Origin of the sequence: Streptomyces sp. NPDC006339, assembly GCF_040612775.1 — a bacterium.
In the GTDB taxonomy this organism is placed as follows: domain Bacteria; phylum Actinomycetota; class Actinomycetes; order Streptomycetales; family Streptomycetaceae; genus Streptomyces.
The window spans coordinates 25,244-52,137 of record NZ_JBEXQW010000053.1; the positions used below are offsets into that span (position 1 = coordinate 25,244).

The window sequence follows — 26,894 nt, forward strand, 5'->3', positions numbered from 1 at the left end:
GGGCGGTTCCTGCCGATCGGCCCGGTCAGAGAGACACACGGGCACGCAGCTTGCATAGTAACCGCAAGCGGCTGGCGCCCCACAACGTGATCTTGGCTGGTGGTCGGGGTGGCGGGATTTGAACCCACGGCCTTCCGCTCCCAAAGCGGACGCGCTACCAAGCTGCGCCACACCCCGTCGGTGCGACACGTAGGGTACATGGACGGGGACGGTGCGACGCCCCCTCTTTTCGAGGGGCGTGCGGGCACCCGCCGGGACCCGCTACGATGGCGTCCGTGCCGAGGCCCTCACAGCCTTCGGCGCCGCTTCGCGGGCGTAGCTCAATGGTAGAGCCCTAGTCTTCCAAACTAGCTACGCGGGTTCGATTCCCGTCGCCCGCTCTGACGGTCACGGCCCGGGCCGGTTCATTTCGATGGACCGGCCCGGGCCGTCGTCGTCAGCGTCGCTCCCGCAGTGATCAACTGCACCCTGGGTGGGGGACGACCGACGTGAGCCTGTGCGGGTGGACTGCACGCCCTGCGGCGGGCCTACCGGGCCTACCACCGGGGGCGCGGTTCTCGACGGATCACACGCGGCCGGCCGCCCCGGCGGTGAGCTTCCTCGATGCCGCCCCGTATCCGAACGCCTCGGAGCCGCTGTCCTGCCCGGCCGGTGAGCGGGTGCCGGTCGGCGCCGACGGGACGGCCACCACGACCTTCGTCACGCCCGAGCGGTCCGGTCCGGCGACGTTCTGGGCGCGGGCGGTGGACCGGGCGGGCAACCTCTCGGACGCGGGGAGCGCCGAGTACTGGGTCACGTCGCCGTTTCCGGAGCCGTTCGGCGACTACGACGGCGACGGCCGGGCCGATCTGCTGGGGGTGGACGGGCACGGGCGGCTGACGCTGGCCGCCGGCGTCGAGGGCGGCTTCGCGGCGCCCGTGGTCGCCGACGCGCGGGACTGGTCGGGCGCGGTGGTGGCGCGGGCCGGACACCTGATCAACCGGTACGGGCCGCAGGAGCCCAATGACGTGCGCAACGACCTCGTGGCCCGGCGGGGCGCGAAGCTGTTCGTGTACCCGGGCGACGGCAAGGGCGGCTTCGGGGCTCCGGCCGAGATCGCGGGCTACGACTGGTCCGGGGTGACCGGGATCGCTCTGAACCGGACGGCCGCGGGGCTGCCGAGGCTGGTGGCGGTCGAGGGCGACCGGCTGCTGGTGTTCGACCTCTACGAGGGGGCGGAGCTGCGGGCGGGCGAGCCGACGGTGCTGGCGGCGAGCGGCTGGGCGGGGCGGACGATCGTCGCCTCGGACGGGAGGGCCGAGTGGCTGCCGGCGGGTGTGCTGGCCCGGGACGCGGTCCGGGGCTCGCTGGAGTTCGCCGGTGTCGACTACGGCTGGGAGGCTCCGTACGTCCTGGTGGAGCCGGTGGCCGTGGCCGGGTCCGGTTGGGGCGAGGCGGAGGTGCCGGCGCTGGTCGCGGCCGGGGACCTGACCGGTGACGAGCGGATCGATCTGGTCACGGCCGACCCGCGGGGCGGTCTGGTGCTGCACCCGGCGCACGAGGACGGCACGCTGGGCGCGCCGGTGGCGCTGGCGTCGGGCTCGGGCTTCGCGGGCGTCCGGCTGTTCTGAGTCCGGGTGAGGAATCCGGCCGAGGGCCCCCGCCGTTCGCGGCGGGGGCCCTTGGCCGGTTCAGAACTTGATCGCTCCGATGGTGCGCGTTATCGAGTCGAGGAAGCGCTGGATGTCGTCGGCCATGCCCGTGGAGGCAAGGAAGAAGCCGAAGAGCACCGCGACGACGGCCGGGCCGGCCTTCAGGTTTCCGCCGCGGATCAGCACTACCAGGATGATCGCCAACAGCAGCACCACGGACAGTGAAATGGCCACAACTGATCACACCCTCGGTCGGTCCCGCCTTGCCGCCGGGGAGCGCACGTCACAGAACACCCCCGCCGCATCTATCGTGCCACCAACTTCCTGCCCCGCACGGTGGGGTGACGAATCGTCGCCGTCGATTTCAGGCCAAGGTGACGAATTCCGTCCTGATCATGTCCGTGGGGCGAGGCCGAGCAGGGAGCGGACCCGGGCGTACTTGGCGGTGAGGCGGTCCCGGGTCGCCGGGTCGAGGACGGCGAGCCGGGCCGGGTCGGCGTTGTGGGCCAGGTCGGCCTCCTTGACCAGGAGGGCGCCGGGGACGGCGAGGATCCGGCGGGTGTAGTCCTCCAGCTCCTCGCCGGGGCGCTTGGTCAGCGCGAGCACCATGTCCTTGACCTGAGCCGGCAGGGCCGCCGCCGCGAGCCACTCCTCGGACAGGGCGTCGTCCTCGACGGCGTCGTGCAGCCAGGCCGCCGCGATCTGCTCGGGGCTGCCGCCGCGGACCCGTACCCCTTCCGCGACGGCCCGCAGGTGCTCGGCGTAGGGCCGGCCGGCCTTGTCGGTCTGCCCGGCGTGGGCGGCCACGGCGAGGGCCTCGACCTCGGCGAGGGTGAGGTGCGGCGTACCGGTCATGGCGTCATCCCTTGCGGCTGATGAGGAGCAGCGCGCGGTCGTCGTTGACGTCCTTGGCGCAGGCTTCGATGAGGTGCCACGCGGCGCCCTCGAAACCGGCGGCGACATAGCGGTCGGCCTCGCCGGTGAGCCGGTCGATGCCCTCGGCGATGTCTCGCTCGGCGCTCTCGACCAGGCCGTCGGTGAAGAGCATGAGGACGTCGCCGGGCAGCAGGGAGCCCTTGACCGGGTGGAACTCGGCGCCGTCGTACACGCCGAGGAGGGGCCCTTCGGCGGCCTTCTCCTCCCAGCGTCCGCTGCCCGCGTGGAGCTGCAGGGCGGGCAGGTGGCCGGCGGAGAGGAGTTCGTAGTCGCCGGACTCCAGGTCGAGGACGAGGTGGATGGAGGTGGCGAAGCCCTCGTCCCAGTCCTGCCGCAGCAGATAGGCGTTGGCGGCCGGCAGGAAGCCGTGCGGGGGCAGCGAGCCGAGGAGTCCGCCGAAGGCGCCGGAGAGCAGCAGGGCGCGCGAGCCCGCGTCCATGCCCTTGCCGGAGACGTCGGTGAGGAGGACCTCCAGGGTGCGGCCGCCGTTGGTGCGGGCGGCGACGACGAAGTCGCCGGAGAAGGACTGGCCGCCGGCCGGGCGGAGCGCCATCTCGCGGTGCCAGCCGGCCGGGAGGCGGGGCAGGGCGCTCTGGACCCGGATGCGTTCGCGCAGGTCGAAGAGCATGGTGCCGCCGCGCCGCCAGGGCACGCCGACGCGGGCCCGGAACTGGGCGATGAGCAGTCCGAAGAAGCCGCAGGCGGCGACGACGAGGACGGTGCCGGGGGTGACCCGGGCGGGTCCCTGGGTGTAGGGCCCGAGGACGACGGACTCGACGATCAGGGCGCCGGCGGCCGCCGCGTACAGGCCGAGGAGGCTGGCGGGGCGCAGCAGCAGCCCGCCGGCGACGATCGGCAGGACGAGGGCGGCGGGCGCGCACCAGACGGGGTCGACGATGGTGCCGACGGCGATGGCGGGGACGGTGAGGAGGAGGCCGGCGAGGGCGACCCAGTCGGAGCCGTCGCCGCGGAAGTAGTCGACGCCGGATCTGCGCAGCGCGACGCGGACCCGGTGGGCGCTCCTGCGCATCCGGGCCGCGTACGAGTCCACTCCACCGCGACGTCCCATTGGCCTGGACCCTATCCACCCGGTCCGGGCTCGTGCAGGGGGGTACCCAGGTGACATTGCATTCGAAATCGGGTCGCGTCGGTCCGTGGGGCGCTGATATCGATGGCATATGACGACTGAACTGCGGGTGCTCGACCCCGCCGTGTGGGACGACTGGTACGGGGTTCTGGAGCTCGCGTTCGGGGGTGTGGAGGAGTCGGCGGAGGAGCGCGCGCTCTGGCGGGAGCTGACCGAGCCCGAGCGGTCGATCGGCGCCTGGGACGGGGATCTGTGCGTCGGTACGGCGGGCGCGTTCACGTTCCGCCTGACCGTGCCGGGCGGCGCGGCGGTGCCGGCGGCGGGGGTGACGATGGTGAGCGTGGCCGGGACGCACCGGCGGCGCGGCATCCTCACCTCGATGATGCGGCGTCAGTTGGACGACGTCCGCGCGTGGGGCGAGCCGCTGGCGGTCCTGACGGCGTCGGAGCCGGAGATCTACGGACGGTTCGGGTACGGCGTCGCCGCGTACTCGGCCTACGGGTCGATCGACACCACCCGGGTGCGGCTGACGGTGCCGCCGGAGACGGACGGGGTGACGCTGCGGCGGGCGGGCCTGGCGGAGGCCGCCGGCGCCTGCGAGGCGGTGTACGCGCGGCTCGTGCCGCGCCGCCCCGGCATGCTGGCCCGCCGCCCCGGCTGGGAGCGGCTGCCGCTGATCGACCCACCGGGCGACCGGGACGGCGCTTCGCCGCGGCACTGTGTGCTCGCCGAGCGGGACGGGGAGGTCGTGGGTTTCGCGCACTACGCGATCAAGCCGCAGTGGGACTACACGGGCGCGAGCGGTGTGGTCGCGGTGCAGGAGCTGGCGGGTCTGGACCCGGCGGCGGAGGCCGCGCTGTGGCGCTTCCTGTGCTCGGTGGATCTGACCTCGGAGGTCCGTTTCCGCAGCCGTCCCGTGGACGACGGCTGGCAGCACCTGGTCTCGGACGTCCGGCGGTGCGCGATGACGCTGCGGGACGGGCTGCACGTGCGTCTGGTGGAGGTCGGCGCGGCCCTGGAGGCCCGGACGTACCAGGCCCCGGTGGACATGGTGTTCGAGGTCGAGGACGCCTTCTGCCCGTGGAACGAGGGGCGTTGGCGGCTGACGGGTGACGCGAAGGGCGCGGTCTGCGTCCGTACGGACGAGCCGGCCGACCTGTCGCTGTCCGTACGGGAGTTGGGCTCGGCGTATCTGGGCGGGGTGTCGCTGCTGTCGCTCGCGGCGGCGGGGCGGGTGCGGGAGCTGCGCGAGGGCGCGCTGGTGGAGGCGTCCGTCGCCTTCGGCTCGCCGGTCGCCCCGTGGCTGCCGCACGGCTTCTAGGGGCCCCGGAGGGGCCTGCTAGGCGCTCTGGCAGGCCGGGCACCAGAAGAGGTTGCGGGCGGCGAGGTCGGCGGTGCGGATCTCGCCGCCGCAGATGTGGCAGGGCAGGTGGGCCCGGCGGTAGACGTAGACCTCGCCGCCGTGGTCGTCGACGCGCGGCGGGCGGCCCATCGCCTCGGGGGTGTGCTCGGGGCGGACGGTGTCGATGCGGTTGAGCCGCACGCCCTCGCGCATCAGGGCCACGAGGTCGTCCCAGATCGCGCGCCACTCCCGCTCGGTCAGGTCCTTGCCCGCGCGGTACGGGTCGATGCCGTGCCGGAAGAGGACCTCGGCGCGGTAGACGTTGCCGACGCCGGCGATGACCTTCTGGTCCATGAGCAGGGCGGCGATGGTGGTGCGGGAGCGGGAGATCCGCTGCCACGCCTTGTCGGGGCGGTCGCCGTCGCGGAGCGGGTCGGGGCCGAGCCGGTCGTGTATCGCCCGCTTCTCGCCGTCGGTGATGAGCGCGCAGGTGGTGGGCCCGCGCAGGTCGACGTACGAGTGGGTATCGGCGAGCCGGAGGCGGACCGTTTCGGTGGGCGGGGGCGCGGGCGCGTCGCCGAAGCCGACCTTGCCGAAGAGGCCGAGGTGGATGTGGATCCACTCGTCGCCGGGGAAGCCAAGGAAGAGGTGTTTGCCGTGGGCCTCGGTGCGGGCGAGGACGGTGCCGTCGAGGAGGGCGGCGGAGTCGGCGAACTTGCCCTGCGGGCTGGTGACGCGCACCGGCCGGCCGCCGAACCGTTCCCGGTAGTCGGCGGCCAGCCGGTGGATGGTGTGCCCCTCAGGCATGGGTGCTGATCAGACCTCGTGCTGCGGGTGGTGGGCCGGGATCGGGGGGAGCTCGCCGGTGGTCTCGTACGCGCTCAGCATGTCGATGCGGCGGGTGTGGCGCTCGTCGCCCGAGTAGGGGGTGCTCAGGAAGATCTCGACGAACTTGGTCGCCTCTTCCTGGGAGTGCATGCGTCCGCCGATGGAGATCACGTTGGCGTTGTTGTGCTCGCGGCCGAGGGCGGCGGTCTGCTCGCTCCAGGCGAGGGCGGCACGGACGCCCTTGACCTTGTTGGCGGCGATCTGCTCGCCGTTGCCGGAGCCGCCGATCACGATGCCGAGGCTGTCCGGGTCCGCGGCCGTCTTCTCGGCGGCGCGCAGGCAGAACGGCGGGTAGTCGTCCTGGGCGTCGTAGATGTGGGGACCGCAGTCGACGGGCTCGTGGCCGTGGGCCTTCAGCCATTCGACAAGGTGGTTCTTGAGTTCGTAGCCGGCATGGTCGGAGCCGAGGTAGACGCGCATGGTCCGAGTGTGGCACGGCCGGGGCGGGGTAGCGGTCAGCGGGGTCGGGACCTTCGTCCGGGGCTTTCGTCCCGCTGGTCCGGACCTTTTCTCCGGCATATGTCCTGAATCACGATCCGGAATCATCTCTTCCGTACTGACCGGTCTCCGGGTTACATGTCTCCGGCTCGCGACCCGAGCAGCCCCCACACCCGAAGGAAGCGTTCATGAACACGCAGCCGACCCTGGCGAAGGAAGGCGGGAACACCGGAAACCCCGGCCACTCCCAGGACTCCCCCGCCGCCCACGGCTCCGACGGCCTCAAGGCCGGCCTCAAGAACCGCCACCTGTCGATGATCGCCATCGGCGGCGTCATCGGCGCCGGTCTCTTCGTCGGCTCCGGCTCCGGAATCGCGGCGGCCGGCCCCGCCATCCTGCTCTCCTACGCGCTCGTCGGCGCCATGGTCGTCTTCGTGATGCGGATGCTCGGCGAGATGGCCGCCGCCCGCCCCTCCTCCGGCTCCTTCTCCGCCTACGCCGACCGGGCGCTCGGCCGCTGGGCCGGCTTCACCATCGGCTGGCTGTACTGGTTCTTCTGGGTCGTCGTGCTCGCGGTCGAGGCGACCGCCGGCGCCGTGATCCTGGAGAGCTGGATCCCGGCCGTCCCGCAGTGGGCCTGGGCGCTCATCGTGATGGTGGTCCTCACCGCCACCAACCTCGGCTCCGTCGCCTCGTACGGCGAGTTCGAGTTCTGGTTCGCCGGCATCAAGGTGGTCGCCATCGCCGCCTTCGTCGTCATCGGCCTGCTCGGCGTCTTCGGCGTGCTGCCGGGCTCGGACAACCCGGGCGCGGGCTTCGCCCATCTCACCGACACCGGGGGCTTCTTCCCGATGGGGGCGGGCGCGATCCTCACCGGTGTGCTGATGGTCGTCTTCTCCTTCATGGGCAGCGAGATCGTCACCCTCGCGGCAGGCGAGTCGGAGGACCCGCAGCGCGCCGTGACCAAGGCGACCAACAGCGTGATCTGGCGGATCGGCGTCTTCTACCTGGGCTCGATCTTCGTCGTCCTCACCCTGCTGCCGTGGAACGACAAGTCGATCACCGAGAAGGGCTCGTACGTCGCCGCCCTCGACTCCATCGGCATCCCGGCCGCCGGCCAGATCATGAACGTGATCGTCCTGACCGCCGTGCTGTCCTGCCTGAACTCGGGCCTCTACACCGCCTCCCGCATGGCCTTCTCCCTCGGCCAGCGCGGCGACGCGCCGAAGTCCTTCGCCCGCGCCAACCCCCGCGGCGTCCCCGTGACGGCGATCCTCGCCTCCGTGGTCTTCGGCTTCGTGGCGGTCTTCTTCAACTACTGGCGGCCGGACGACGTCTTCGCCTTCCTGCTGAACTCCTCCGGCGCCGTCGCCCTCTTCGTCTGGCTGGTCATCTGCCTGACCCAGTTGCGGATGCGCGGGATCATCCAGCGCGAGGCGCCCGAGAAGCTGGTCGTGAAGATGTGGCTCTTCCCGTACCTGACCTGGGCGACCGCCGCGATGATCGTCTTCGTCCTCGGCTACATGGTCTACGCCGGCGGCAGCAACCGCGAGCAGGTCGTGCTCTCGCTGCTGGTGGCCGCGCTCGTGCTCGCGATCGGCCTCGTCAAGGAGCGGCTGCGCAAGCGCGGCGAGAGCGAGCGGATCTGATCCGCACGACCGCTGTCCATACCTGACGGAGGCTGTCAGGTATCCGCGAAAGGCTCTCCGTACACCGACCACCTCGGGAACGGAGAGCCTTTCCATGTCCGAAGCGCCGACCACCGCCACCGCCACCGCCACCGCCGGGCAGATCACCGGATTCCAGACCGCCTTCCCCGTGCGGCCCGACCGGGTCGTGGAGCCCACCGGGCCCGAGGAGGTCCGCGCCGCCGTCCGGTACGCCGCCGAGCACGGCCTCACGGTCACCGTCGAGTCCACCGGGCACGGCCGCCGCGGCCCGGTCGAGGGCGGGCTGCTCCTCGGCACCCGGCGGATGGACGAGGTCCTCGTCGACCCGGCGGCCCGCACCGCGCGGGTCGGCGCCGGGGCCCGCTGGGGCCAGGTGATCGAGGCCGCCGCGCCGCACGGCCTCGCCCCGCTGAACGGCTCCTCGCCGGGCGTCGGCGTGGTCGGCTACCTGCTCGGCGGCGGCCTGGGCATCCTCGGCCGTACGTACGGCTGGGCCGCCGACCGGGTCCGCGCGCTCGACCTGGTGACGGCGGACGGCACCGCGCGCCGGCTCGCACCGGGCGACGAGCTCTTCGGGGCGGTGCTCGGCGGCGGCCACGGCCTGGGGGTGGTCACCTCCGTGGAGATCGGCCTGCTGCCGGTCGCCCGGCTCTACGGCGGCTCGGTCTCCTTCGACGGGGCCGTGGTGGACCCGGCCGAGGTGCTGCGCGGCTACGCGGCGTGGGCGCGGGAGCTGCCGGAGACGCTGACCTCCTCGCTCGCCGCCCTGGTCTACCCCGACGCGCCCGCGCTGCCGCCGCACCTGCGCGGCCGGCACGTCCTGTCGGTGCGGGTCGCCTTCACCGGGGACGCGGCCGAGGGCGAGCGGCTGGTGGCGCCGCTGCGGGCGATCGGGCCCGCCCTCGCCGACTCGCTGCGGGAACTGCCGTACACCGAGAGCCACACCATCCACGCCGACCCGGACTTCCCGCACGCCTACTGGGGCGACGGGATCCTCCTCGACGCCCTCGACGAGGACGCGCTCGCCCGGGTGCTGCGGCTCACCGGGCCGGGGGCCGGGCGGATGGCGGTGGTGCAGCTCAACCATCTGGGCGGGGCCCTGGCGGCCGGGGCGCCGGTGCCGAACCCGGCCGCGTACCGCGAGGCGGGCTGGCTGGTCCGCGCGCTCTACCCGCTCGACGAGGAGGGCGTGGCGCCGGTCGGCGCGCTGCACGCGCGCGTGGCGCAGGCCCTGGCGCCGCACGCGATCGGCCGGGCCGCGGCCTTCGCCTTCGGCGACGGCGGGCGGACGGAGGGGCTGTACGACGCCGGGACGGCGAAGAGGCTCGCCGCGGTCAAGGGGGAACTCGACCCGGCGAACCTCTTCGGGGGGTTCGGGACGCGCTGAGGCCCCGGGGACGGGGCCGGGCGCTCAGCCCTTGCGGCCGATGAGCTTCCAGGCGGCCGGCAGGGCGCCCATGGCGAGGGCCGCCTTGAGGGCGTCGCCGATGAGGAACGGGGTGAGGCCCGCGGCGACGGCCTGGCCGAGCGACATGCCGGTGGCCAGGGCCAGGTACGGGACGCCGACCGCGTAGATGATCGCGGAGCCGAGCACCATGGTGCCGGCCATGCGCCGCACGGAGCGGTCGGCGCCGCGGCGGGCGAGGGCGCCCACGACGGTGGCGGCGAGCAGCATGCCGAGGATGTAGCCGAAGGACGGCATGGCCCAGCCGGAGGTGGCCTGGGCGAACCACGGCACGCCCGCCACGCCGGCCACGGCGTACAGGCCGAGCGCCAGGAAGCCGCGGCGGGCGCCGAGCGCGGTGCCGACGAGCAGGGCGGCGAAGGTCTGGCCCGAGACCGGGACCGGGGAGCCCGGGACCGGGACGGAGAGCTGCGCGGCCAGGCCGGTCAGCGCGGCGCCGCCGGCGACCAGCGCGATGTCGCGGACGCGGCCGGCGGGGATCAGGTCGGCGAGGGTCCCCTTACCTTCGGTAGGGGGTACCCCGCCGGACCGGAGGGAGGAGACGGGGGCGGCGGCGGTGCTCATCGGTACTCCGTGAGGGTGACGGGGACAGGGACGGGACGGTCAGGCTCGACCGTATGCCAGGAGTGAACGGCCGATCACGGTCAGCCGCCCACAAAGCACGGGCCGAGCCCTTCGTGGAGATCAAACAAAGCGCAGTTTCCCCACCGGATGCAGCGTGACGCTTGTCACTGGGCAGTCCTGCCCGCAGGTCCCTTTTGCGCCATCGGCCTGTCACCGGAGAGACTGTGGGGTCTCCATAAACCGTCCGAGAGCGATTCCTCCATGCCCGACTCCCTCGCCCCCGAACCCGAGCCGCTCTCGCACGGGCTGAAACAGCGTCACCTGACGATGCTCGGGCTCGGCGGGGTGATCGGCGCCGGTCTCTTCGTCGGCTCCGGCGCGGGGATCGCCGTCGCCGGTCCCGGCATCGTCGTCTCGTATCTGCTCGCGGGCGCGCTCGCGATGCTGGTCATGCGGATGCTGGGCGAGATGTCGGCGGCGATGCCGGCCTCCGGCGCCTTCTCGGTGCACGCGGAGCGGGCGCTCGGCCGCTGGGCCGGTTTCTCGGTGGGCTGGCTGTACTGGTTCCTGCTGGTCGTGGTGCTCGCCGTGGAGGCGACGGGCGCGGCGCGGATCGCGCACGGCTGGGTGCCGGGGATCCCGCAGTGGGGCTGGGTGCTGGTGTTCATGCTGGTGTTCACGGCCGCCAATCTGGCGGCGGTGAGGAACTTCGGCGAGTTCGAGTTCTGGTTCGCCGCCCTCAAGGTCGGCGCGATCGTGCTGTTCCTGGTGCTCGGCGTGCTGGCGATCGGGGGATGGCTGCCCGAGACTGACCCGGTGGGCCTGGCGAATCTGACCGGGCAGGGCGGCTTCCTGCCGCACGGCTGGGAGGGCGTCGTCTCCGGCGTCCTCGCCGTGGTCTTCGCGTTCGGCGGTCTGGAGGTCGTGACGATCGCGGCGGCCGAGTCGGACGACCCGGCCCGCAACGTGGCGCGGGCGGTGCGCAGCGCGGTGTGGCGGATCCTCTTCTTCTACGTGGGCTCGATGCTGGTGATCGTGACCCTGCTGCCGTGGACCGCGATGCGGCCGGGCGAGTCGCCGTACGTGGCCGTCCTTGACGCGATCGGGGTGCCGGCGGCCGGGCAGATCATGAACGTGGTGGTGTTCGTGGCGCTGCTGTCGGCGCTCAACGCCAATCTGTACGGCTCCTCGCGGATGGTGTTCTCGCTGGCCGAGCGCGGCGAGGCGCCGAAGGGCCTGCTGAGGGTCTCGGGCGGCGGGGTGCCGCGCCGGGCGGTGCTCGCCTCGGTGGCCTTCGGCTTCCTCTCCGTCCTGCTCAATCTGAAGTGGCCGGATTCCGTCTTCCTCTACATGCTCAACGCGGTCGGCGCGGTGCTGCTGTTCGTGTGGGCGCTGATCGCGGTGTCGCAGTTGCGGCTGCGGCGCCGGATCGAGCGCGAGGCGCCGCAGACCCTGAACCTGCGGATGTGGGGCTTCCCGTGGCTGACCTGGACGGCGCTGGCCGCGATGGCGGCGGTGCTCGTGCTGATGCTGCTCGACGACGGGGCGCGGCCCCAGGTGCTGTGGTCGGCCGGGGCGACGGCGGCGGTGCTCGCGGTGGCGTGGGTGCGGGAGCTGCGCGGCGCCCGCGCGGGCCGCGGCGACTGAGCCACGGATTCCTCGACGAAGCGCTACGGAATCTTCACCTTGTGTGAAGGTCGTGCCCGTATAGCGGACATCCGTTCCCCGTGAGCGGTGCCGAGCCACAGACTGTGGGCCACCCTCCCCGTCTCAGCTAGCGAACAGGGCTCGCCCATGTCTCGGACCACCGCGCCCGCGCCGGACGATCGCAAGGACGACGCGACCGCACCCGCCGGCGGCCTGGCCCACGGCCTCAAGCAGCGCCATCTGTCCATGATCGCGCTCGGCGGCGTCATCGGCGCCGGCCTCTTCGTCGGCTCCGGCGCCGGCATCGCCGCGGCCGGCCCGTCGATCGTCCTCGCCTACGCGATCTCCGGTGTGCTCGTCATGCTGGTCATGCGGATGCTGGGCGAGATGTCGGCGGCGAATCCGGCCTCCGGTTCCTTCTCCGTCCACGCCGAGCGGGCGCTCGGCGCGTGGGCCGGCTTCACGGCGGGCTGGGCCTTCTGGTTCCTGCTGTGCGTGGCGGTCGGTCTGGAGGGCATCGGCGCGGCGAAGATCATGACGGGCTGGTTCCCGGGCACCCCGGAGTGGGCGTGGGTGGCCCTCTTCATGCTGGTCTTCTGCGCCACCAACCTCGCGGCCGTGAAGAACTTCGGCGAGTTCGAGTTCTGGTTCGCCGCCCTCAAGGTCGGCGCCATCGTCCTCTTCCTCGGCATCGGCGTCCTCGCCATCGCCGGTGTCCTGCCGGGCGCCGACGCCCCGGGCACGGCGAACCTGACGGGCGAGGGCGGCTTCTTCCCGAACGGCTCCGAGGGCCTGATCGTCGGTCTGCTCGCCTCGGTCTTCGCGTACGGCGGTCTGGAGACCGTCACGATCGCCGCGGCCGAGTCCGAGCACCCCGTGCAGGGCGTCGCCAAGGCCGTCCGTACGGCGATGTGGCGCATCGCGGTCTTCTACATCGGCTCCATGGCGGTCATCGTCACCCTCGTCCCGTGGGGCGACAAGGCGGTCGTCGACAAGGGCCCGTACGTGGCCACCCTCGACCACCTGGGCATCCCGGCCGCCGGCCAGATCATGAACGTGGTCGTCCTGGTCGCGCTCCTGTCGGCCATGAACGCCAACATCTACGGCGCCTCCCGCATGGCCTGCTCGCTGGTCGCCCGCGAGCAGGGCCCGAAGGCGCTCGGCCGCACCTTCGGCGGCGTGCCGCGGCCGGCCGTGCTGGTGTCCTCGGTCTTCGGCTTCGGCTGTGTGCTGCTCAGCTACTGGTCGCCCGACAAGGCGTTCATCTGGCTGCTCAACACCATCGGCGCGATCATCCTGGTCGTCTGGTTCTTCATCGCGGTCTCCCAACTGGTGCTGCGCCGGCGGACCGAGCGCGAGGCGCCGGAGAAGCTGGTCGTGAAGATGTGGGGCTTCCCGGTGCTGACCTGGGTGGCGCTGGCCGGCATGGCGGGGATCTTCTTCCTGATGGCCCGCGAGGAAGGCACCCGGATCCAGCTCTACTACACGGGCGGTCTGACACTGCTGCTCGCGGCGGTCGGCTTCGCGCTGCAGAAGGCGCGGGAGAAGGCGGCGAAGGAGCGGGAGACCGCGGCCGAGCAGGTCTGACCGGCCCCGGGCCCGTACACCCGCCCTCGAGAACCCCTGGACGAAGAGCCCCTGGACCCGACCGGTCCGGGGGTTCTTCGTCGTCACGACGGCTCACGGGCGTGCGCGGAATGCGCCGGGCGCGCGCCGATAGGGCCAGTGGACAATCCGCAGATCAGCCCCCCGTCCCCTGCTGAGGTGATCTTTCCGGTTTCGCGGCAGCGCAGCCGGGGCGGGCGCCCGTCGACTCGCTTAGGTGGAGCCATGACGCACGCACACGGACGCTGCGATGCCCCTGCGGGCATCCCGGGAGCGTCCTCCCCAGCAGGACACACCGGGAGTCGCGCATGAGCGGAATCGCCACCAGGGACAGGAGCGCGCCGGCGGCGGCGCGCCCCCTGCTGGGCTGGGCCCGGGATCTCGTGACCCCGGCGCTGCGGGACGAGGTCGGCAACGTGCCCGCGCCGGAGGCGCGGGTGGTGGGCTACCACCGCGGCTGGACCGAGGCGGACGGCACCCCGCTCCCGGCCGGGCCGGCCGGCGGCGGCAAGGCCGTCAGGCCCGCCCTCGTCCTGCTCTCGGCCCAGGCCGTCGGCGGCGCGGCCGAGGACGCGGTGCCCGGCGCGGTCGCGGTGGAGCTGGTCCACGACTTCTCCCTGCTGCACGACGACGTCATCGACGGCGACCGGCTGCGCCGCCACCGGCCCGCGGCCTGGACGGTGTTCGGCACGCCCGCGGCCGTGCTCACCGGCGACGCCCTGCTGGTCTGCGCCCTGCGCACCCTCGGCCGGATCCCGGCCCCGGCCGGGCACCTGGCGGTACGGGAGATGCTGTCGATGCTGGCCGAGCTCATGGTGGGCCAGAGCCAGGACGTGGCCTTCGAGGACCGCCGCAGCGTCGAGGTCGACCAGTACCTCGCGATGGCCGCCGGCAAGACCGGCGCCCTGATGGGGACGGCCTGTGCCCTCGGCGGTCTGCTCGCCGGCGCGCCGGAACGGCGGGTGGACGGGCTGAGGGACTTCGGCCGGTGCCTGGGGGTGGCCTTCCAGTGCGTGGACGACCTGCTCGGCATCTGGGGCGCCTCCGACCGCAGCGGAAAGCCGGTCGGCGCCGACATCGCGGCGCGTAAGAAGTCGCTGCCGGTGGTGGCGGCCCTGGCCGACCCGGGCGAGGCGGGCCGGTGCCTCGCCGAGCTCCTGCAGCGGCCCGGCCCGCTCGGGGAGGCGGAGGTCGCCCGGGCGGTGGAGCTGGTGGAGCGGGCCGGCGGGCGGGAGCGGACCGAACAGGAGGTCAGGCGGCAGACGTCGGCGGCGATGCGGGCCCTGGCCCGGGCCGAGCCGAGCCCGGAGGCGTACCGGCGGCTGCACGACCTGGCGCTGCTGCTCACCGGCCGCGACCACTGAACGGACCACGGGTCCGTAACCAACGGCGCCTCCACGGCGTTGCCATGCAGCCGCCACGTCACGCGACTCTCGCGTCCCGGGCGTGAGCGGTGCGACGCAATCGACCGGGAACCAGACCGACGTCATTCAGGGAAAGGGCGGGGAGTGTCCGGCTGCCCTCCGGCTGTCAGCGTGTACGGCCTGCACGTCACACGGGGCAGGCAGGTCCTGTTGCAGGACGTCAGCTTCTCCGTGCCCCAGGGCTCGATCGTCGGTCTGCTCGGTCCGAGCGGCTGCGGCAAGACGACGCTGCTGCGCTCGCTGGTCGGCATCCAGCCGCTGTCGGCCGGACACGTCCAGGTCCTCGGCTCTCCCGCCGGCTCTCCCGCGCTCAGTTGCCGGGTCGGCTACGTCACCCAGGCCCCCTCGGTCTACGCCGACCTGACCGTGCTGGAGAACCTGCGGTACTTCGCCGCCGCCCTCGGCATGCGCGGCTGGCGCCGGGAGAACGCCGTGGTCCGCGTCGTCAAGGAGGTCGCGCTCGCCGACTACGCCGACAAGCTGGTCTCGCAGCTCTCCGGCGGGCAGTACTCCCGGGTCTCCCTCGCCGTCGCCCTGCTGGGCACGCCCGATCTGCTCGTGATGGACGAGCCGACCGTGGGGCTCGACCCCCTCGTGCGCCACGAGCTCTGGGAGGTGTTCGGCCGGCTCGCCGAGGAGGGGACGACCCTGCTCGTGTCCAGTCACGTCATGGACGAGGCCGACCGCTGCGACCGGCTGCTGCTCATGCGCAACGGACGGCTGCTGGCGGCCGCCACGCGCGAGGACCTGCTCCGCCACACCGGCCGCGCGAACGTGGAGGCCGCCTTCATGCATCTGGTCGCCGCCGCGGCCCAGGCCGAGGCCCGCCCCCGGCCGGTTTCCCAGTCCATCCCCCAACCGCTGATGAGCGACGACGTGCCCCAGCACGACGGCCCGTTCTTCGCCTCCGAAGGTCGACGGTGACATCGCATCAGCCCGTCCCCCGGTTCCGGGGACGCCCCCTCCCCTTCTCCCCCGGCATCACCGCGGCCACGGCCCAGCGCGTCCTGCTCCAGATCTCCCGGGACCGGGGCAGCGCCGCGCTGATGCTGATCATCCCGTGCATGCTGATGGTCCTGCTGAAGCTCATGTTCCGCGACGCCGAGGAGAGCTTCGAGCGCGTGGGCCCGCAGGTCTTCGGGATCTTCCCGGTCATCGTGATGTATCTGGTGGCCTCGGTCTCGACCCTGCGGGAGCGCACCTCGGGAACGGCCGAGCGCCTGCTGACGCTGCCGGTCCAGCGCCTCGACATCGTCTTCGGCTACAGCCTGGCCTTCGCCTTCCTCGCCCTGCTCCAGGCCGTGCTCTCGACCCTGCTGGCGATCGGCCCCCTCGGCCTCGACATCAAGGGGCCCGCGTATCTCCTCATGGTCATCGCCATGCTCGGGGCGCTGCTGGGGCTGGCGCTCGGTCTGCTCGTCAGCGCCTTCGCGCGCAACGAGTTCCAGGCCGTGCAGTTCCTCCCGGCGGGGGTGCTGCCGCAGTTCCTGGTGTGCGGTCTGTTCGTGCCCCGGGCCGAGATGCACGACGCGCTCGACGGCCTGGCCATGCTCATGCCGATGACGTACGCGGTGCAGGCGGCCACCGAGGCGGCCACGCACGAGGGCGTCACGGGTGTCTTCGTCCGCGACGCCGTGCTGATCCTGGTGTGTGTCATCGGGGTCCTGGTGGCCAGCGCGGCCACGCTCAAGCGCTGAGTCCGCGGCGGCGGGCGGCCGTTCGGCCCCGGACGCGCGAAGGTGGGGTACGGCCCCGTCGTGCCGTACCCCACCGGGAGAGACGCCGCCCCGCGCGTGGCGGCCGGCTTCGTCAGAAGCCCATGCCGCCGCCTCGGTTGGAGGTTCCCCAGTGGAAGCCGACGCTTCCGTTCCGGGGGATCTCGAAGGGGCCGAACATGATGGGGCGGTCGTGGCCGCGGCCCGGCCCGTCGAAGTCACCGATCGTGGCCGGCGCGGCGGACGCGGCGAACGCCTGGGCACCGGCGGCTCCGGTGACGAGTGCGGCCGCCAGTACGGAAACCACCGCCGCGCGACGAATGACGGACATGGAATTCCTCCTTGAAAGAACGGAATGGGGAACATCGGCGAGCTTATCCGCCGGCCGGTCGCCGGCGAGGGAATCCGAGCGTGATTCGCTCGAAGGAGGCGGGAGGCGGCGCATTGGACCATCAATATGCGTATCCATTTTTCCGCCCGGTCCCCGCCCATTTCTTTCTTTTGTACGACGGCGGTTCCTCCGGCGGTCAGGCCAGTACGTCGTCCCACCACCAGGCCACCGAGGGCGCGCCGGGCAGCGGTGCCGCGCGGTCGTCCGCCGGGGCCGGGGCCCACTCCAGCGGCTCCTCGTCCATCGGGTCGGGCACCCGCCCCAGGCTCAGGTACCGCGGCACCCGCAGCCCCCACTCGGCGTTGCCGCGTACGCCGTGGCCGAGGCCCTCCAGATAGCGGGCGAGCTCCGCGCCGGCGTGCGGGCGGACCCGGTCGCGCAGCCGCAGGAACCGCGTCAGCACCCGGTCCCGGATCCGGGCGGCCTCCGCCACCGCCTCGGCCAGGGGGAGCTGCCGGTGGTAGGTCAGCACGCTGTAGATGTTCTGGTCGGCGTGACCGCGCGACAGTTCCTTGTGCAGGGAGTGGCGGTCGTTGTCCAGGGCCGCGACCAGGATCGCCATCTCGGTCAGCGCCCGCACCGCGGGCCGGTGCAGCTCGGCGTCGGGCACCTCCGCCCCGGTCGCCAGCTCCAGCATCGCGAAGGTCGGCTCGCCGCCGCTGGACAGCAGCCGCATGGCGAGGTATTCGTCCAGGTCCGGCATCCGGCCCGCCGCCTGGTTGCCGATCTGCCAGGCCACCCCGGACAGCCAGGCGCGCTGGGCGACGAGGAAGCGGCGCACCTGGGGCGCGGTCCCGAGTGATCTGAAGCGGCCGATGATGTCCTGCAGCGGGCGGATGAAACGCTCGCCGCCGTCGACGGCCGTCGGCGCCTCCGCGGCGCGCTGCACCGCGCCGGCCAGCGCGTTGAACTGGGCGGGCCGGGTGCTCAGCGGGCCGTTGTCACAGCGGGCGTCGTCGAACCCGAAGCCCCAGTACACCCACAGCGAGGTCGCGAGGAGCCGGTCGTCGTCGGCCACCGGCGCGAAGCGGCCGAAGAAGTCCGTGCTGTGCGTGGCCACCACCCACGCCCGCTCCTCCTCGTCGGCGCACATACCGCTCTCGGCGATCCAGGCGACCGCTCGTTTCTCCACCTCCCGCACACGGGGGTGGACGGCCGATTCCAGCGGACAATAGAGGGGTGGGAGTTCCACGCCCTTCAATGACTGAGACAAAACCGGTGCACCTTCCCGTACGGCGTCTGGACTCCTCCATACTCGACACCGGAAGCCGCCCCCGGGAAAGGCATGCGCACGTTTTATCCGCACGCCCCTCGAAAAAGCTAAGGAATAGCGCGCGGTTGACCTCAGAAAAACGATTCCTCGGTGCGTTTCGCCGGCGGCGGGCGGGCGCCGCCGCGCCGCCCCGGTCCACCCGGTCCACCCGGTGTGCCCGGCGGACCGGATGACCTAGGACCAGCGACTGATCAACAACGGTCGCACCTGCTGCTAGCCTGCACTTGCATAGAGGTTGCAATAAGCAGTCAGTCGAAGGGGCTCGGCACATGGCGATCTACACACTTCCGGAGCTGCCGTACGACTACGCGGCGCTGGAGCCGGTGATCAATCCGCAGATCATCGAGCTGCACCACGACAAGCACCACGCCGCGTACGTCAAGGGTGCGAACGACACGCTGGAGCAGCTCGAGGAGGCCCGCGACAAGGAGCAGTGGGGCGCGATCAACGGCCTGGAGAAGAACCTGGCCTTCCACCTGTCGGGCCACATCCTGCACTCCATCTACTGGAACAACATGAACAGCCCGAAGGACGGCGGCGGCGGCGAGCCGCTGGCGGCCGACGGGGTCGGTGAGCTCGCCGACGCGATCACCGAGTCCTTCGGCTCCTTCGCCAAGTTCAAGGCCCAGCTCACCAAGGCGGCCGCGACCACCCAGGGCTCCGGCTGGGGCGTCCTCGCCTACGAGCCGATCAGCGGCCGTCTGATCGTCGAGCAGGTCTACGACCACCAGGGCAACGTCGGCCAGGGCTCGGTCCCGATCCTGGTCTTCGACGCCTGGGAGCACGCCTTCTACCTCCAGTACAAGAACCAGAAGGTCGACTTCATCGACGCCATGTGGCAGGTCGTCAACTGGCAGGACGTGCAGAAGCGCTACGCCGACGCGAAGGGGCGCACCCCGCTCATCGGCATCTGAGGCCCGACCAGGCCCGCCTCGGGCCCGACCGGGGCTGGGGCCCGAAGAACGTCCTGCTCGTGATCGTCTTCTCAACCTTCACCGGGCAGGCGGTTGAAAGAAGAACCCCCGCGATGACGTGAATCGCGGGGGTTCTTCCGTACGGCGGGGGCGGCGGCTACTCGAAGCTCGGCGCCGCCGTCCGCGTGCGCTTGATCTCGTAGAAGCCCGGCGTCGACGCCACGAGCAAGGTGCCGTCCCACAGCCGCGCCGCCGCCTCGCCGCGCGGGGTCGGGGTGACGACCGGGCCGAAGAAGGCGACCTCGGTGCCGTCCGCGCCGGGCACGGAGATCACCGGCGTGCCGACGTCCTGGCCCACCTTGTCGATGCCCTCCTTGTGGGAGGCGCGCAGCTCGGCGTCGTAGGTGTCCTTGTCCGCGTACTCCACCAGGTCGGCCGGCAGGCCGACGTCGGCGAGCGCCCCGGCCATCGCCTCGCGGGTCGGGCCCTCACCGTTGTTGTGGAAGCGAGTGCCGAGCGCCGTGTAGAGCTTGCCGACGACCTCGTCGCCGTGCAACTGCTGGGCGGCGATCACCACCCGGACCGGGCCCCACGCCTGGGTCTCCAGCATCTCCCGGTACTCCGGCGACACCTCGTCCAGGCGGTCCTCGTTCAGGACGGCCAGGCTCATCACCTTCCAGCGCACGTCGACCGGGCGGAGCTTCTCCACCTCCAGCATCCACCGGGAGGTCATCCAGGCCCACGGGCACAGCGGGTCGAAGAAGAAGTCGGCGGTGGTCCTGTTCTCGGACATGTCACTCCTCGGAAGGTGGTCGGGTGCGCCACGCAGGGCAACATCACGGCCACCGGGCCGCATTCCCGTGTACCGGGCGACAGTGGCACATGGCAGGATCGGTGCTGTTTCGAACGCGCCACGAAGGAGTGACCGTGCCCGGTGAGAATCTGTCCCGCGACGAGGCCCACGAGCGGGCCGCGCTGCTGTCCGTCGACGGGTACGAGGTCGCGCTCGACCTGCGCTCGGCGGTCGGTGAGTCCGCCGAGGACGTGCGCACCTTCCGCTCGGTGACCACGATCCGCTTCCGCCGGACCGGCGAGGGCGACGCCACCTTCGCCGACCTGATCGCCCCGTCCGTGAACGCGGTCACCCTCAACGGCCGGGCGCTCGACCCGGCCGCCGTCTTCGACGGCTCGCGCATCGCGCTCGACGGTCTCGCCGACGAGAACGTGCTGGTGGTGGACGCCCAGTGCGCCTACAGCCGCACCGGCGAGGGCATGCACCGCTTCGTCGACCCGGAGGACGGCGAGGTCTACCTCTACACCCAGTACGAGCCGGCCGACGCCCGCCGGGTCTTCGCCAACTTCGAGCAGCCGGACCTCAAGGCCCCGTACCGCTTCGAGGTGACCGCGCCCGAGGGCTGGACGGTCTGGTCGAACGGCGTGGGCGAGCAGGGCGCGGACGGGGTGTGGCGCTTCGCGGAGACGGCGCCCATCTCCACGTACATCACGTGTGTCGTCGCGGGGCCGTACCACTACGTCACCGACACCTACAAGCGCGCGTTCGCCGACGGCACCGAGATCGAGATCCCGCTCGGCGCGATGTGCCGCAAGGGGCTCGCGAAGCACTTCGACGCGGACGACGTCTTCCTGATCACCAAGCAGGGCTTCGACTTCTTCCACGACCACTTCGACTACCCGTACCCCTTCGGGAAGTACGACCAGGCGTTCGTGCCCGAGTACAACCTCGGCGCCATGGAGAACCCGGGCATGGTCACCTTCCGCGAGGAGTACATCTACCGCGGCAAGGTGACGCAGGCGGCGTACGAACGCCGGGCCAACGTGATCCTGCACGAGATGGCCCACATGTGGTTCGGCGACCTGGTCACCATGGTGTGGTGGGACGACCTGTGGCTGAAGGAGTCCTTCGCCGACTTCATGGGCTCCTTCTCGCTGGCCGAGGCGACCCGCTTCACCCATAGCTGGGTGACCTTCGCCAACAACCGCAAGTCCTGGGCGTACCGCGCCGACCAGCTTCCGTCCACGCATCCGATCACGGCCGACATCCGTGACCTGGAGGACGCCAAGCTCAACTTCGACGGCATCACCTACGCCAAGGGCGCCTCCGTCCTGAAGCAGCTCGTGGCGTACGCGGGCCGGGACGCCTTCCTGGAGGGCGCGCGCCGCTACTTCAAGCGCCACGCCTACAAGAACACCGCTCTGGCGGACCTGCTGACCGTCCTGGAGGAGACCTCGGGCCGGGACATGAAGGCGTGGGCCAAGTCCTGGCTGCAGACCTCCGGCGTCAACACCCTCACGCCGTCCGTCACCCACGACGCCGAGGGCCGGATCACCGAGCTCGCCGTGCTCCAGGACGGCGACGAGCTGCGCCCGCACCGCGCCGCCGTGGGCCTCTACCGGGTGGCGCCGGACGGCACGCTGACCCGGTACGCGCGGGCCGAGGCGGACATCACCGGCACCCGCACGGTCGTGGCCGAGCTCGCCGGTCAGGAGCGCCCCGACCTGGTCCTGGTCAACGACGACGACCTCACTTACTGCAAGATCCGCTTCGACGCGGGCTCGCTGGCCACCCTGCGGGCCCACCTCGGCGACATCACCGACCCGCTGGCGCGCGCCCTGTGCTGGTCGGCGCTGTGGAACCTGACCCGCGACGGCCTCATGCCGGCCCGTGACTTCGTCAAGGTCGTGCTCGACTTCGCCGGCCGCGAGACCGACATCGGCGTGCTCCAGATGGTGCACGCCTGGGCGCGGTCGGCCGTCACCCACTACGCGGCGCCGGACTGGCGGGCCGAGGGCGGGCGGCTGCTCGCCGAGGGCGGTCTGCGCGAGCTGCGGCTCGCCGAGCCGGCCGGCGAGCACCAGCTCACCTGGGCGCGCTTCTTCGCCTCCGTGGCCTCCACGGAAGCCGATTTCCAGCTTCTGGAGGGTCTGCTCGACGGCACGGCCGCGATCGACGGTCTCGACGTCGACCAGGAGCTGCGCTGGGCGTTCCTGGAGCCGCTGGCCGCGCACGGCCGCGCCGACGAGACCCGGATCGGCGAGGAGCTGGCCCGGGACGACACGGCGACCGGCAAGCGCCACCAGGTGCGCTGCCTGGCCGCGCGGCCCTCGGCCGCGGTCAAGGCGCAGGCGTGGGCGCAGGTCGTCGAGTCGGACACGCTGTCCAACGCGCTGGTGGAGGCGACGATCGCGGGCTTCGCGCAGCCCTCGCAGCGCGAGCTGATCGCGCCGTACGCGGAGAAGTACTTCGCGGCGATCGAGCGGATCTGGGCGGACCGGTCCATCCAGATCGGCATGGACGTGGTGCGGGGCCTGTTCCCGGGGCTCCAGGACCGTGCGGAGACCCTGGCCGCGACGGACGCGTGGCTGACCGCGCACGCCTCGGCCGCTCCGGCGCTGCGCCGTCTCGTCCTGGAGGCGCGCGACGACCTGGCGCGGGCGCTGCGGGCGCAGGAGTGCGACGGGCGCGCGTCGGCGTAGCCCGTACGGACGGACCGGCGCACGACGCGCTGACGGCCCCCGGCGGATGTGCCGCCGGGGGCCTTCGCGTGGGAAACCCCTGTTCATCGGCACTCGAACGCACGTACTTTAGTGCGGGGTTGTCCCTGTTTGTCGACGGGCGTGTAACAGCGGTTAAGGAAGCGCCGGACGGCGGAAGACCGTCGGCATGAACCACAACACCCCCGACGCCCCCCTCTCCCCCCTCCCCCACACCGGTGTCGACCGGTTCCGGGAGGCCCTGCGCCACGCCCGCTCCGAGGGGATGATCACCGGGCTCGCCGCGCTCTCCCTGCACCGCTTCGCCTCCGCTCCCCCGCCCGGTCTCGTCGACCGGGTCGACGTCCTCGTGGCCCGCACCCGCCGGCCGCGCTCCACCGGTCACGTCCGGGTGGTGCGCACCGCCGAGCTGCCGCGGGCCGCCGAGATCGAGGGGCTGCCGGTCGCCCCGGTCCCGCGCGCGCTCGCCGACGCCGTCTCGACCCTGTCCGACGCGGGCGTGGTGCGCCGGCTGCTCACCGAGGCGGTGAGCGGCGGGCACTGCGAACCGGGCGCGGTGGTACGGGAGTTGAGCCGGGCCCGGCTGCTCAACCGCCCGCATGTGGTGGACGCGGTGGACGCGCTGCTCGCCGAGGGGCGGGCGATCGCCGAGGAGCGGCTCTACCGGATGGTGCGCGAGTTCGGGCTGCCGGACCCGCTGTGGAACGTGGACCTGCGGCTACCGGGCGGCCCGCACCTGGGCGGCCTGGACGCCTACTGGCCGGACCAGGCGGTCGCCGTGGAGCTGGACACCCGGGCGCCCCGGCAGGACGACGACGCGCTGTGGTCGGAGTACACGCGCAAGCGCGAGCACCTGGAGCGGCTCGGCATCACCGTCGTCCACATCACCCCGCGCAAGCTGCGCGAGGCGATGGACCAGCAGGCGACCGTGGTCCGTACGGCCCTGATGGCCGCGTCCGACCGGCAGCCGGCCGCCTACGTCGTCGTCCTGCCCCGCTGAACCTCCCGGGTCCGGACTGCCCTACTTCTTCGGGGCCGTTCCGCAGAACTCGGCCTCGAGCACGCTCTGCGTGTCGCCGGTCCAGTCGGCGTTGATGTTCACGGCGAGGGAGTGCTCGCCGTCGCGGGTGGCGTGCGCCTCCGAGAGGGAGCCGTGGATGCCGCCGCCGTGCCCCCAGATCTCCTTGCCGCAGCCGAGCCTCTGCCACGAGATCCCGAGCCCGTAGCGGTACTGCGGCTGTTCGGCGGAGACCGGAAGCGTGGTCGTGAGCTCGCGCAGCTCGGCCTTCGGCAGCAGCCGGCCCTTGAGCAGGGCGCGGTAGAAGGTCTGGAGATCGTTGGAGTCGGAGATCATCTCGCCCGCCGCGTGCGCGAAGCTCGGGTTCATGCGCGTGACGTCGTGCACCTCGCCCGCGGTGTTGTCGGGGGTGAGCGTCGAGTAGGCCCGGGAGTGGGGCTTCGGCATCGAGGCGTCGGTGCCGGGGACGCTCGTGGCGCGCAGCTTCAGCGGCTTGATGATCCGGTTCTCGACGGCCTTGCCGTACGGGCGGCCGGTGACCTTCTCGATCACCATGCCGGCCAGGACGAAGTTGGTGTTGGAGTAGTTCCAGGAGGTGCCGGGCGCGAAGTCCGGCTCGTGGGTCATGGCGATGTCGACGAGCTGCCGCGGGGTCCAGGTGTCGTAGCGGTGCTCCAGGAAGCCGGGGCCCAGGATCTTCTTCTGGAAGCCGGGGTCCTCGGTGTAGCTGTGGATGCCGCTGCTGTGGTTGAGCAGGTGGCGGACGGTGACCTTGCGGCCGTCGTTGCCGTTGCCGCGGACCACGCCGGGCAGCCACTTCTCGACCGGGTCGTCGAGGTCGAGCCGGCCCTCGGCCTGGAGCTGGAGCAGGACGGTGGCGACGAAGGTCTTGGTGATGGAGCCGACCCGGTAGCGGTCGTTTCCCTTCCGCTCGCCCGCGGTGCCGGTCCAGCGGTCCTTCCCGTCGCGGGCCTGGGCGACCGCGCCGGGCACGCCCGCGGCCACGGCGGCGTCGAGGGCCTGCTGGGTGGCCGCGTGGCCCGCCCCCGGCTTCGGCGGGCCGGCGGCGACGGCGGGGGCGGCGAGCGCGGTGGCGGCGAGGCCGGCCACGAGCGCGGTGGCGACGACGGTGCGGGTGGTGCGGGTGGTGCGTGCGGCTGACATACGGGCTCCCCTGTTCGTTGTGCTGATCGCTGTGCTGCGGTCGGGGGAGGGGACCACGGCAGGCGGGGGCCGGGTTGAGACCGCTCGCGACGGTTGAGCCGTTTTCAGCCGTTCGCCGGATCGTAGAGGTGCGAGTGGCCCACGGGCGGCCGGTCGCGCCGGAGCTGGAGGCCGATGTCGACGAGTTCGACCCGGTCGAGGGAGGGCACGGCCTCCAGCGGATGCCAGGCGGCGAGGTCGGTGGAGCCGCCGTCCTCGTTGCGCAGGGTGCCGCCGGTGACGCGGGCCTCGTAGATGATCCGCAGGCCCTGCCAGTCGAGGGGCCGGCCGAGGCGGGTGGTCCGGTCGCGGCGGCGGATGGAGTCGATGCCGAGCAGCGCGACGGGCTCGGCCGTGTACCCGGTCTCCTCCTCGACCTCCCGCACGAGGGCCTCGACGGGCAGCTCCCCGTGGTCCATCCCGCCGCCGGGCAGGGTCCAGAGCTTGCGCCCGTCCCGCGTCACCCAACGGGCGAGGAGTATCTCGCCGTCCCGCACGCACACGGCGTAGGCCGCCACCCTCAACTCGGTCTTCATAGAGGGAGATTAGAGCCAGTACGCGGGGTAGCGGCGGCCCGTCGCGCGGGCGCCGGCCACGCCCGTGGCGACGAGGAGGAGGGCGGCGAGGGCGAGCAGGGCGAGGAAGGGCCGGAACGGCGGATTCTGGAGGGTGACGATCACGGCGGTCGCCGCGGCCGGTGAGTGCGGGGTGCGGGCGGCGGCCATCACGCCGAGGGCGAGACCGCCGGCGACGGCCGCGCCCCACAGGCCGGGGCCGGTGAGGGCGAGGACGGCAAAGCCGGTGAGGGCGGACAGGAGTTGGCCGCCGACGACCGAGCGGGGCTGGGCGAGCGGCAGGTCGGGCGCGCCCGCGACGAGGGCCATGCTCGCGGCGAGCGGCGGGATGAGCAGCGGCTCGTGGAGGAGGGTGCCGACGGCGACCAGCAGGAGCAGCGCGGTGACGCTGACGGCGGTGGAGGCGAGCAGGACGCGGGGGCGCGGGCGGGCGGGGGCCTTCGCGGGCGGCGGGGCCGGCGGCGGGGCGGCGGGTGAGGTCGGGGTGGCGGGGGTGGGCGGTGGGGCCGTGGTCATGGGCGGTCCTTGGCTTCGGGGCCTGGCTTCAGGAGAGAGGCGGGTTGGCCGGGGAGTACTCGGGTGCCGACCAGCGCAGGGGGCTCGCGCCCGGGGTCTCGGTCACCCGGTCGAGGCGGAAGCGGACGGCGCGGTCGCCGCCCGTGCCGTACACGGTGTGCGCGCGGCCGGAGAGCTGGAGGGTGGTGCCGGTCTCCCAGTCCAGGAAGAGCAGGCCGGCGCGGCCGTCGGCCTCCAGGTTGCCGAGGGTGAGGAACATGGCGTTGCCCGGGTAGTCGGTCCAGCTCAGCTCGGTGGGCGAGGCGACGGTGACGAAGCCGGGGTTGCCGCCGCGGTGGCTGGCGTCGGCGCCGTCGGGCCCGGCGGTCGCCACGAAGAAGGTGTCGGCGGCACGGACCAGGCGCTCCTGGCCGGGGGTGAGCGCCGTGCCGTGCCGCACGGCACCGGCCCGGTGGCCGGGGGCGTCGGCGAAGCCGTACAGCTCGCGCCTCTGGAGGTACTTGGGGCAGTTGGAGAAGACCTGCTCGGCCTCGACGGTGAAGCCGCGGGCGCTGCGCCGGGCGATGCCGTTGAGCCGCATGCGGCGGCGGGTGCGCGGGTCGAGGGCGATCGTGCCGACGGGCGCGCCGTCGGGGGTGCCCTCGGGCAGGTCGGCCGCCACGGAGACGGTGTGGGGGCCGGTCGCCCGGACGAAGCCGGGGCGACCGGTGAGCAGACTCGCCCGCATCCGCCCGTCCGCGTCGGCGGCGCCGAGCACCAGCAGGGGCTGCGCCTCCAGGAAGGCGGCGGCGACGGGGCGGATGCCGGGCCCGATGGAGCGGCCCACGTGCTCGGCGAGCCGCCGGACCCCGAGGCGGTCCTGCACGGCGAGGGAACCGGGGTGGTAGGCGGTCACGGACACGGGGGCCTCCGGGTACGGGTGGGGTGAGGTCGGTCAGGGTGGGCGGCGCGGGGGCTAGGCCGTGTCTTTTGGATCAGGCCGGGTCAGGGAGCGGCGTCTGGTGCGTGCGATCGCAAGGCGGAGGAGGGAGTCCATGCGGTGGGGGCACCTCCCGGGCGAAGCCTGGGGGACATCGGCG

The 26,894-nt window shown here is 72.6% G+C and carries 25 protein-coding genes and 2 tRNA genes; 13 read left to right on the top strand and 14 right to left on the bottom strand.

Features of this window, described 5'->3' with window-relative positions:
- Positions 1 to 100 precede the first annotated feature (100 nt).
- A tRNA-Pro gene (locus ABZ135_RS31995) sits at positions 101 to 177 on the bottom strand.
- Between the two features lie 132 nt (positions 178 to 309).
- On the opposite strand from ABZ135_RS31995, the gene ABZ135_RS32000 reads away from it, so the two are divergent.
- Together ABZ135_RS32000 and ABZ135_RS32005 are read left to right on the top strand one after the other, a co-directional pair.
- A tRNA-Gly gene (locus ABZ135_RS32000) sits at positions 310 to 380 on the top strand.
- Between the two features lie 210 nt (positions 381 to 590).
- Positions 591 to 1,610, top strand: coding sequence for a hypothetical protein (locus tag ABZ135_RS32005; RefSeq protein ID WP_356700723.1), 1,020 nt, complete (start codon positions 591 to 593; stop codon positions 1,608 to 1,610).
- Between the two features lie 60 nt (positions 1,611 to 1,670).
- Here ABZ135_RS32005 and ABZ135_RS32010 read toward each other — a convergent pair whose 3' ends face one another.
- The 3 genes from ABZ135_RS32010 to ABZ135_RS32020 all read right to left on the bottom strand — a co-directional run bounded on the left by ABZ135_RS32010 (position 1,671) and on the right by ABZ135_RS32020 (position 3,636).
- Complete coding sequence (locus ABZ135_RS32010) at positions 1,671 to 1,865, bottom strand: hypothetical protein (RefSeq protein ID WP_345488297.1); 195 nt, start codon at positions 1,863 to 1,865, stop codon at positions 1,671 to 1,673.
- Positions 1,866 to 2,024: 159 nt separating this feature from the next.
- On the bottom strand, positions 2,025 to 2,486 hold the full coding sequence (locus ABZ135_RS32015) for an HD domain-containing protein (RefSeq protein ID WP_356700725.1): 462 nt from the start codon (positions 2,484 to 2,486) through the stop codon (positions 2,025 to 2,027).
- Positions 2,487 to 2,490: 4 nt separating this feature from the next.
- Positions 2,491 to 3,636 carry a PP2C family protein-serine/threonine phosphatase gene (locus ABZ135_RS32020; RefSeq protein WP_356700727.1) on the bottom strand — a complete coding sequence of 382 codons (1,146 nt, stop codon included), beginning with the start codon at positions 3,634 to 3,636 and terminating at the stop codon, positions 2,491 to 2,493.
- Between the two features lie 109 nt (positions 3,637 to 3,745).
- Between ABZ135_RS32020 and ABZ135_RS32025 the strand changes: the two genes are divergently transcribed.
- A complete protein-coding gene (locus tag ABZ135_RS32025; RefSeq protein ID WP_356700729.1) occupies positions 3,746 to 4,975 on the top strand; it encodes a GNAT family N-acetyltransferase in 1,230 nt (409 codons plus the stop codon).
- Between the two features lie 18 nt (positions 4,976 to 4,993).
- On the opposite strand, the gene ABZ135_RS32030 is transcribed toward ABZ135_RS32025, so the two are convergent.
- On the bottom strand, positions 4,994 to 5,803 hold the full coding sequence (locus ABZ135_RS32030) for a DNA-formamidopyrimidine glycosylase family protein (RefSeq protein ID WP_356700730.1): 810 nt from the start codon (positions 5,801 to 5,803) through the stop codon (positions 4,994 to 4,996).
- A gap of 9 nt (positions 5,804 to 5,812) precedes the next feature.
- Positions 5,813 to 6,304: a ribose-5-phosphate isomerase gene (locus tag ABZ135_RS32035; protein ID WP_356700732.1), complete on the bottom strand. Its 492-nt coding sequence runs from the start codon at positions 6,302 to 6,304 to the stop codon at positions 5,813 to 5,815.
- 206 nt (positions 6,305 to 6,510) lie between these two features.
- On the opposite strand from ABZ135_RS32035, the gene ABZ135_RS32040 reads away from it, so the two are divergent.
- Both ABZ135_RS32040 and ABZ135_RS32045 read left to right on the top strand, forming a co-directional pair.
- Positions 6,511 to 7,971: an amino acid permease gene (locus tag ABZ135_RS32040; RefSeq protein WP_356700734.1), complete on the top strand. Its 1,461-nt coding sequence runs from the start codon at positions 6,511 to 6,513 to the stop codon at positions 7,969 to 7,971.
- A 94-nt stretch (positions 7,972 to 8,065) separates the two neighbouring features.
- Positions 8,066 to 9,379, top strand: coding sequence for an FAD-binding oxidoreductase (locus tag ABZ135_RS32045; RefSeq protein ID WP_356700736.1), 1,314 nt, complete (start codon positions 8,066 to 8,068; stop codon positions 9,377 to 9,379).
- Positions 9,380 to 9,403: 24 nt separating this feature from the next.
- Here the strand turns inward: ABZ135_RS32045 and ABZ135_RS32050 are convergent, their stop codons facing one another.
- Positions 9,404 to 10,021 (bottom strand): biotin transporter BioY, encoded by a 618-nt coding sequence (locus ABZ135_RS32050; protein ID WP_356700738.1) that lies wholly within the window; start codon positions 10,019 to 10,021, stop codon positions 9,404 to 9,406.
- Positions 10,022 to 10,282: 261 nt separating this feature from the next.
- Between ABZ135_RS32050 and ABZ135_RS32055 the strand changes: the two genes are divergently transcribed.
- From ABZ135_RS32055 to ABZ135_RS32075, 5 genes are all read left to right on the top strand, one after another.
- On the top strand, positions 10,283 to 11,668 hold the full coding sequence (locus tag ABZ135_RS32055; RefSeq protein ID WP_356700740.1) for an amino acid permease: 1,386 nt from the start codon (positions 10,283 to 10,285) through the stop codon (positions 11,666 to 11,668).
- 147 nt (positions 11,669 to 11,815) lie between these two features.
- Positions 11,816 to 13,255 (top strand): amino acid permease, encoded by a 1,440-nt coding sequence (locus ABZ135_RS32060; protein ID WP_356700742.1) that lies wholly within the window; start codon positions 11,816 to 11,818, stop codon positions 13,253 to 13,255.
- Positions 13,256 to 13,581: 326 nt separating this feature from the next.
- Positions 13,582 to 14,637, top strand: coding sequence for a polyprenyl synthetase family protein (locus ABZ135_RS32065; protein WP_356700743.1), 1,056 nt, complete (start codon positions 13,582 to 13,584; stop codon positions 14,635 to 14,637).
- Positions 14,638 to 14,847: 210 nt separating this feature from the next.
- Positions 14,848 to 15,621, top strand: coding sequence for an ABC transporter ATP-binding protein (locus ABZ135_RS32070; RefSeq protein ID WP_356700745.1), 774 nt, complete (start codon positions 14,848 to 14,850; stop codon positions 15,619 to 15,621).
- Complete coding sequence (locus ABZ135_RS32075; protein ID WP_356700747.1) at positions 15,618 to 16,394, top strand: ABC transporter permease; 777 nt, start codon at positions 15,618 to 15,620, stop codon at positions 16,392 to 16,394. The genes ABZ135_RS32070 and ABZ135_RS32075 overlap by 4 nt, the downstream gene beginning before the upstream one ends.
- 112 nt (positions 16,395 to 16,506) lie before the next feature.
- On the opposite strand, the gene ABZ135_RS32080 is transcribed toward ABZ135_RS32075, so the two are convergent.
- Positions 16,507 to 16,743: a hypothetical protein gene (locus ABZ135_RS32080; protein ID WP_356700749.1), complete on the bottom strand. Its 237-nt coding sequence runs from the start codon at positions 16,741 to 16,743 to the stop codon at positions 16,507 to 16,509.
- A 196-nt stretch (positions 16,744 to 16,939) separates the two neighbouring features.
- Positions 16,940 to 17,935, bottom strand: a complete 996-nt coding sequence (locus ABZ135_RS32085; protein WP_356700751.1) for a hypothetical protein — start codon at positions 17,933 to 17,935, stop codon at positions 16,940 to 16,942.
- A 410-nt stretch (positions 17,936 to 18,345) separates the two neighbouring features.
- On the opposite strand from ABZ135_RS32085, the gene ABZ135_RS32090 reads away from it, so the two are divergent.
- On the top strand, positions 18,346 to 18,990 hold the full coding sequence (locus ABZ135_RS32090) for a superoxide dismutase (protein WP_356700753.1): 645 nt from the start codon (positions 18,346 to 18,348) through the stop codon (positions 18,988 to 18,990).
- 157 nt (positions 18,991 to 19,147) lie between these two features.
- Here the strand turns inward: ABZ135_RS32090 and ABZ135_RS32095 are convergent, their stop codons facing one another.
- A complete protein-coding gene (locus ABZ135_RS32095) occupies positions 19,148 to 19,783 on the bottom strand; it encodes a DsbA family protein (protein WP_356700755.1) in 636 nt (211 codons plus the stop codon).
- Positions 19,784 to 19,917: 134 nt separating this feature from the next.
- Here ABZ135_RS32095 and pepN point away from each other — a divergent pair, with 134 nt between their 5' ends.
- Both pepN and ABZ135_RS32105 read left to right on the top strand, forming a co-directional pair.
- Positions 19,918 to 22,485 carry an aminopeptidase N gene (gene pepN, locus ABZ135_RS32100; RefSeq protein ID WP_356700757.1) on the top strand — a complete coding sequence of 856 codons (2,568 nt, stop codon included), beginning with the start codon at positions 19,918 to 19,920 and terminating at the stop codon, positions 22,483 to 22,485.
- A gap of 187 nt (positions 22,486 to 22,672) precedes the next feature.
- Complete coding sequence (locus ABZ135_RS32105; RefSeq protein WP_356700759.1) at positions 22,673 to 23,503, top strand: hypothetical protein; 831 nt, start codon at positions 22,673 to 22,675, stop codon at positions 23,501 to 23,503.
- A 21-nt stretch (positions 23,504 to 23,524) separates the two neighbouring features.
- Here the strand turns inward: ABZ135_RS32105 and ABZ135_RS32110 are convergent, their stop codons facing one another.
- The 4 genes from ABZ135_RS32110 to ABZ135_RS32125 all read right to left on the bottom strand — a co-directional run bounded on the left by ABZ135_RS32110 (position 23,525) and on the right by ABZ135_RS32125 (position 26,710).
- Entirely contained in the window at positions 23,525 to 24,685 is a 1,161-nt protein-coding gene (locus tag ABZ135_RS32110; protein WP_356700761.1) for a serine hydrolase domain-containing protein, read from the bottom strand.
- A 104-nt stretch (positions 24,686 to 24,789) separates the two neighbouring features.
- Positions 24,790 to 25,260, bottom strand: a complete 471-nt coding sequence (locus ABZ135_RS32115; protein ID WP_356700763.1) for an NUDIX hydrolase — start codon at positions 25,258 to 25,260, stop codon at positions 24,790 to 24,792.
- 9 nt (positions 25,261 to 25,269) lie between these two features.
- Entirely contained in the window at positions 25,270 to 25,815 is a 546-nt protein-coding gene (locus tag ABZ135_RS32120) for an HPP family protein (protein WP_356700765.1), read from the bottom strand.
- Positions 25,816 to 25,843: 28 nt separating this feature from the next.
- A complete protein-coding gene (locus tag ABZ135_RS32125) occupies positions 25,844 to 26,710 on the bottom strand; it encodes a pyridoxamine 5'-phosphate oxidase family protein (protein WP_356700767.1) in 867 nt (288 codons plus the stop codon).
- Between the last annotated feature and the right edge of the window lie 184 nt (positions 26,711 to 26,894).

Bases quoted from the DNA above. Each gene is read 5' to 3' on its own strand.
- ABZ135_RS32015 (WP_356700725.1), bottom strand. From the start codon at position 2,486: ATGACCGGTACGCCGCACCTCACCCTCGCCGAGGTCGAGGCCCTCGCC.
- ABZ135_RS32020 (WP_356700727.1), bottom strand. From the start codon at position 3,636: ATGGGACGTCGCGGTGGAGTGGACTCGTACGCGGCCCGGATGCGCAGG.
- ABZ135_RS32025 (WP_356700729.1), top strand. From the start codon at position 3,746: ATGACGACTGAACTGCGGGTGCTCGACCCCGCCGTGTGGGACGACTGG.
- ABZ135_RS32030 (WP_356700730.1), bottom strand. From the start codon at position 5,803: ATGCCTGAGGGGCACACCATCCACCGGCTGGCCGCCGACTACCGGGAA.
- ABZ135_RS32035 (WP_356700732.1), bottom strand. From the start codon at position 6,304: ATGCGCGTCTACCTCGGCTCCGACCATGCCGGCTACGAACTCAAGAAC.
- ABZ135_RS32040 (WP_356700734.1), top strand. From the start codon at position 6,511: ATGAACACGCAGCCGACCCTGGCGAAGGAAGGCGGGAACACCGGAAAC.
- ABZ135_RS32045 (WP_356700736.1), top strand. From the start codon at position 8,066: ATGTCCGAAGCGCCGACCACCGCCACCGCCACCGCCACCGCCGGGCAG.
- ABZ135_RS32050 (WP_356700738.1), bottom strand. From the start codon at position 10,021: ATGAGCACCGCCGCCGCCCCCGTCTCCTCCCTCCGGTCCGGCGGGGTA.
- ABZ135_RS32055 (WP_356700740.1), top strand. From the start codon at position 10,283: ATGCCCGACTCCCTCGCCCCCGAACCCGAGCCGCTCTCGCACGGGCTG.
- ABZ135_RS32060 (WP_356700742.1), top strand. From the start codon at position 11,816: ATGTCTCGGACCACCGCGCCCGCGCCGGACGATCGCAAGGACGACGCG.
- ABZ135_RS32065 (WP_356700743.1), top strand. From the start codon at position 13,582: ATGAGCGGAATCGCCACCAGGGACAGGAGCGCGCCGGCGGCGGCGCGC.
- ABZ135_RS32080 (WP_356700749.1), bottom strand. From the start codon at position 16,743: ATGTCCGTCATTCGTCGCGCGGCGGTGGTTTCCGTACTGGCGGCCGCA.
- ABZ135_RS32090 (WP_356700753.1), top strand. From the start codon at position 18,346: ATGGCGATCTACACACTTCCGGAGCTGCCGTACGACTACGCGGCGCTG.
- ABZ135_RS32095 (WP_356700755.1), bottom strand. From the start codon at position 19,783: ATGTCCGAGAACAGGACCACCGCCGACTTCTTCTTCGACCCGCTGTGC.
- ABZ135_RS32105 (WP_356700759.1), top strand. From the start codon at position 22,673: ATGAACCACAACACCCCCGACGCCCCCCTCTCCCCCCTCCCCCACACC.
- ABZ135_RS32110 (WP_356700761.1), bottom strand. From the start codon at position 24,685: ATGTCAGCCGCACGCACCACCCGCACCACCCGCACCGTCGTCGCCACC.
- ABZ135_RS32115 (WP_356700763.1), bottom strand. From the start codon at position 25,260: ATGAAGACCGAGTTGAGGGTGGCGGCCTACGCCGTGTGCGTGCGGGAC.
- ABZ135_RS32120 (WP_356700765.1), bottom strand. From the start codon at position 25,815: ATGACCACGGCCCCACCGCCCACCCCCGCCACCCCGACCTCACCCGCC.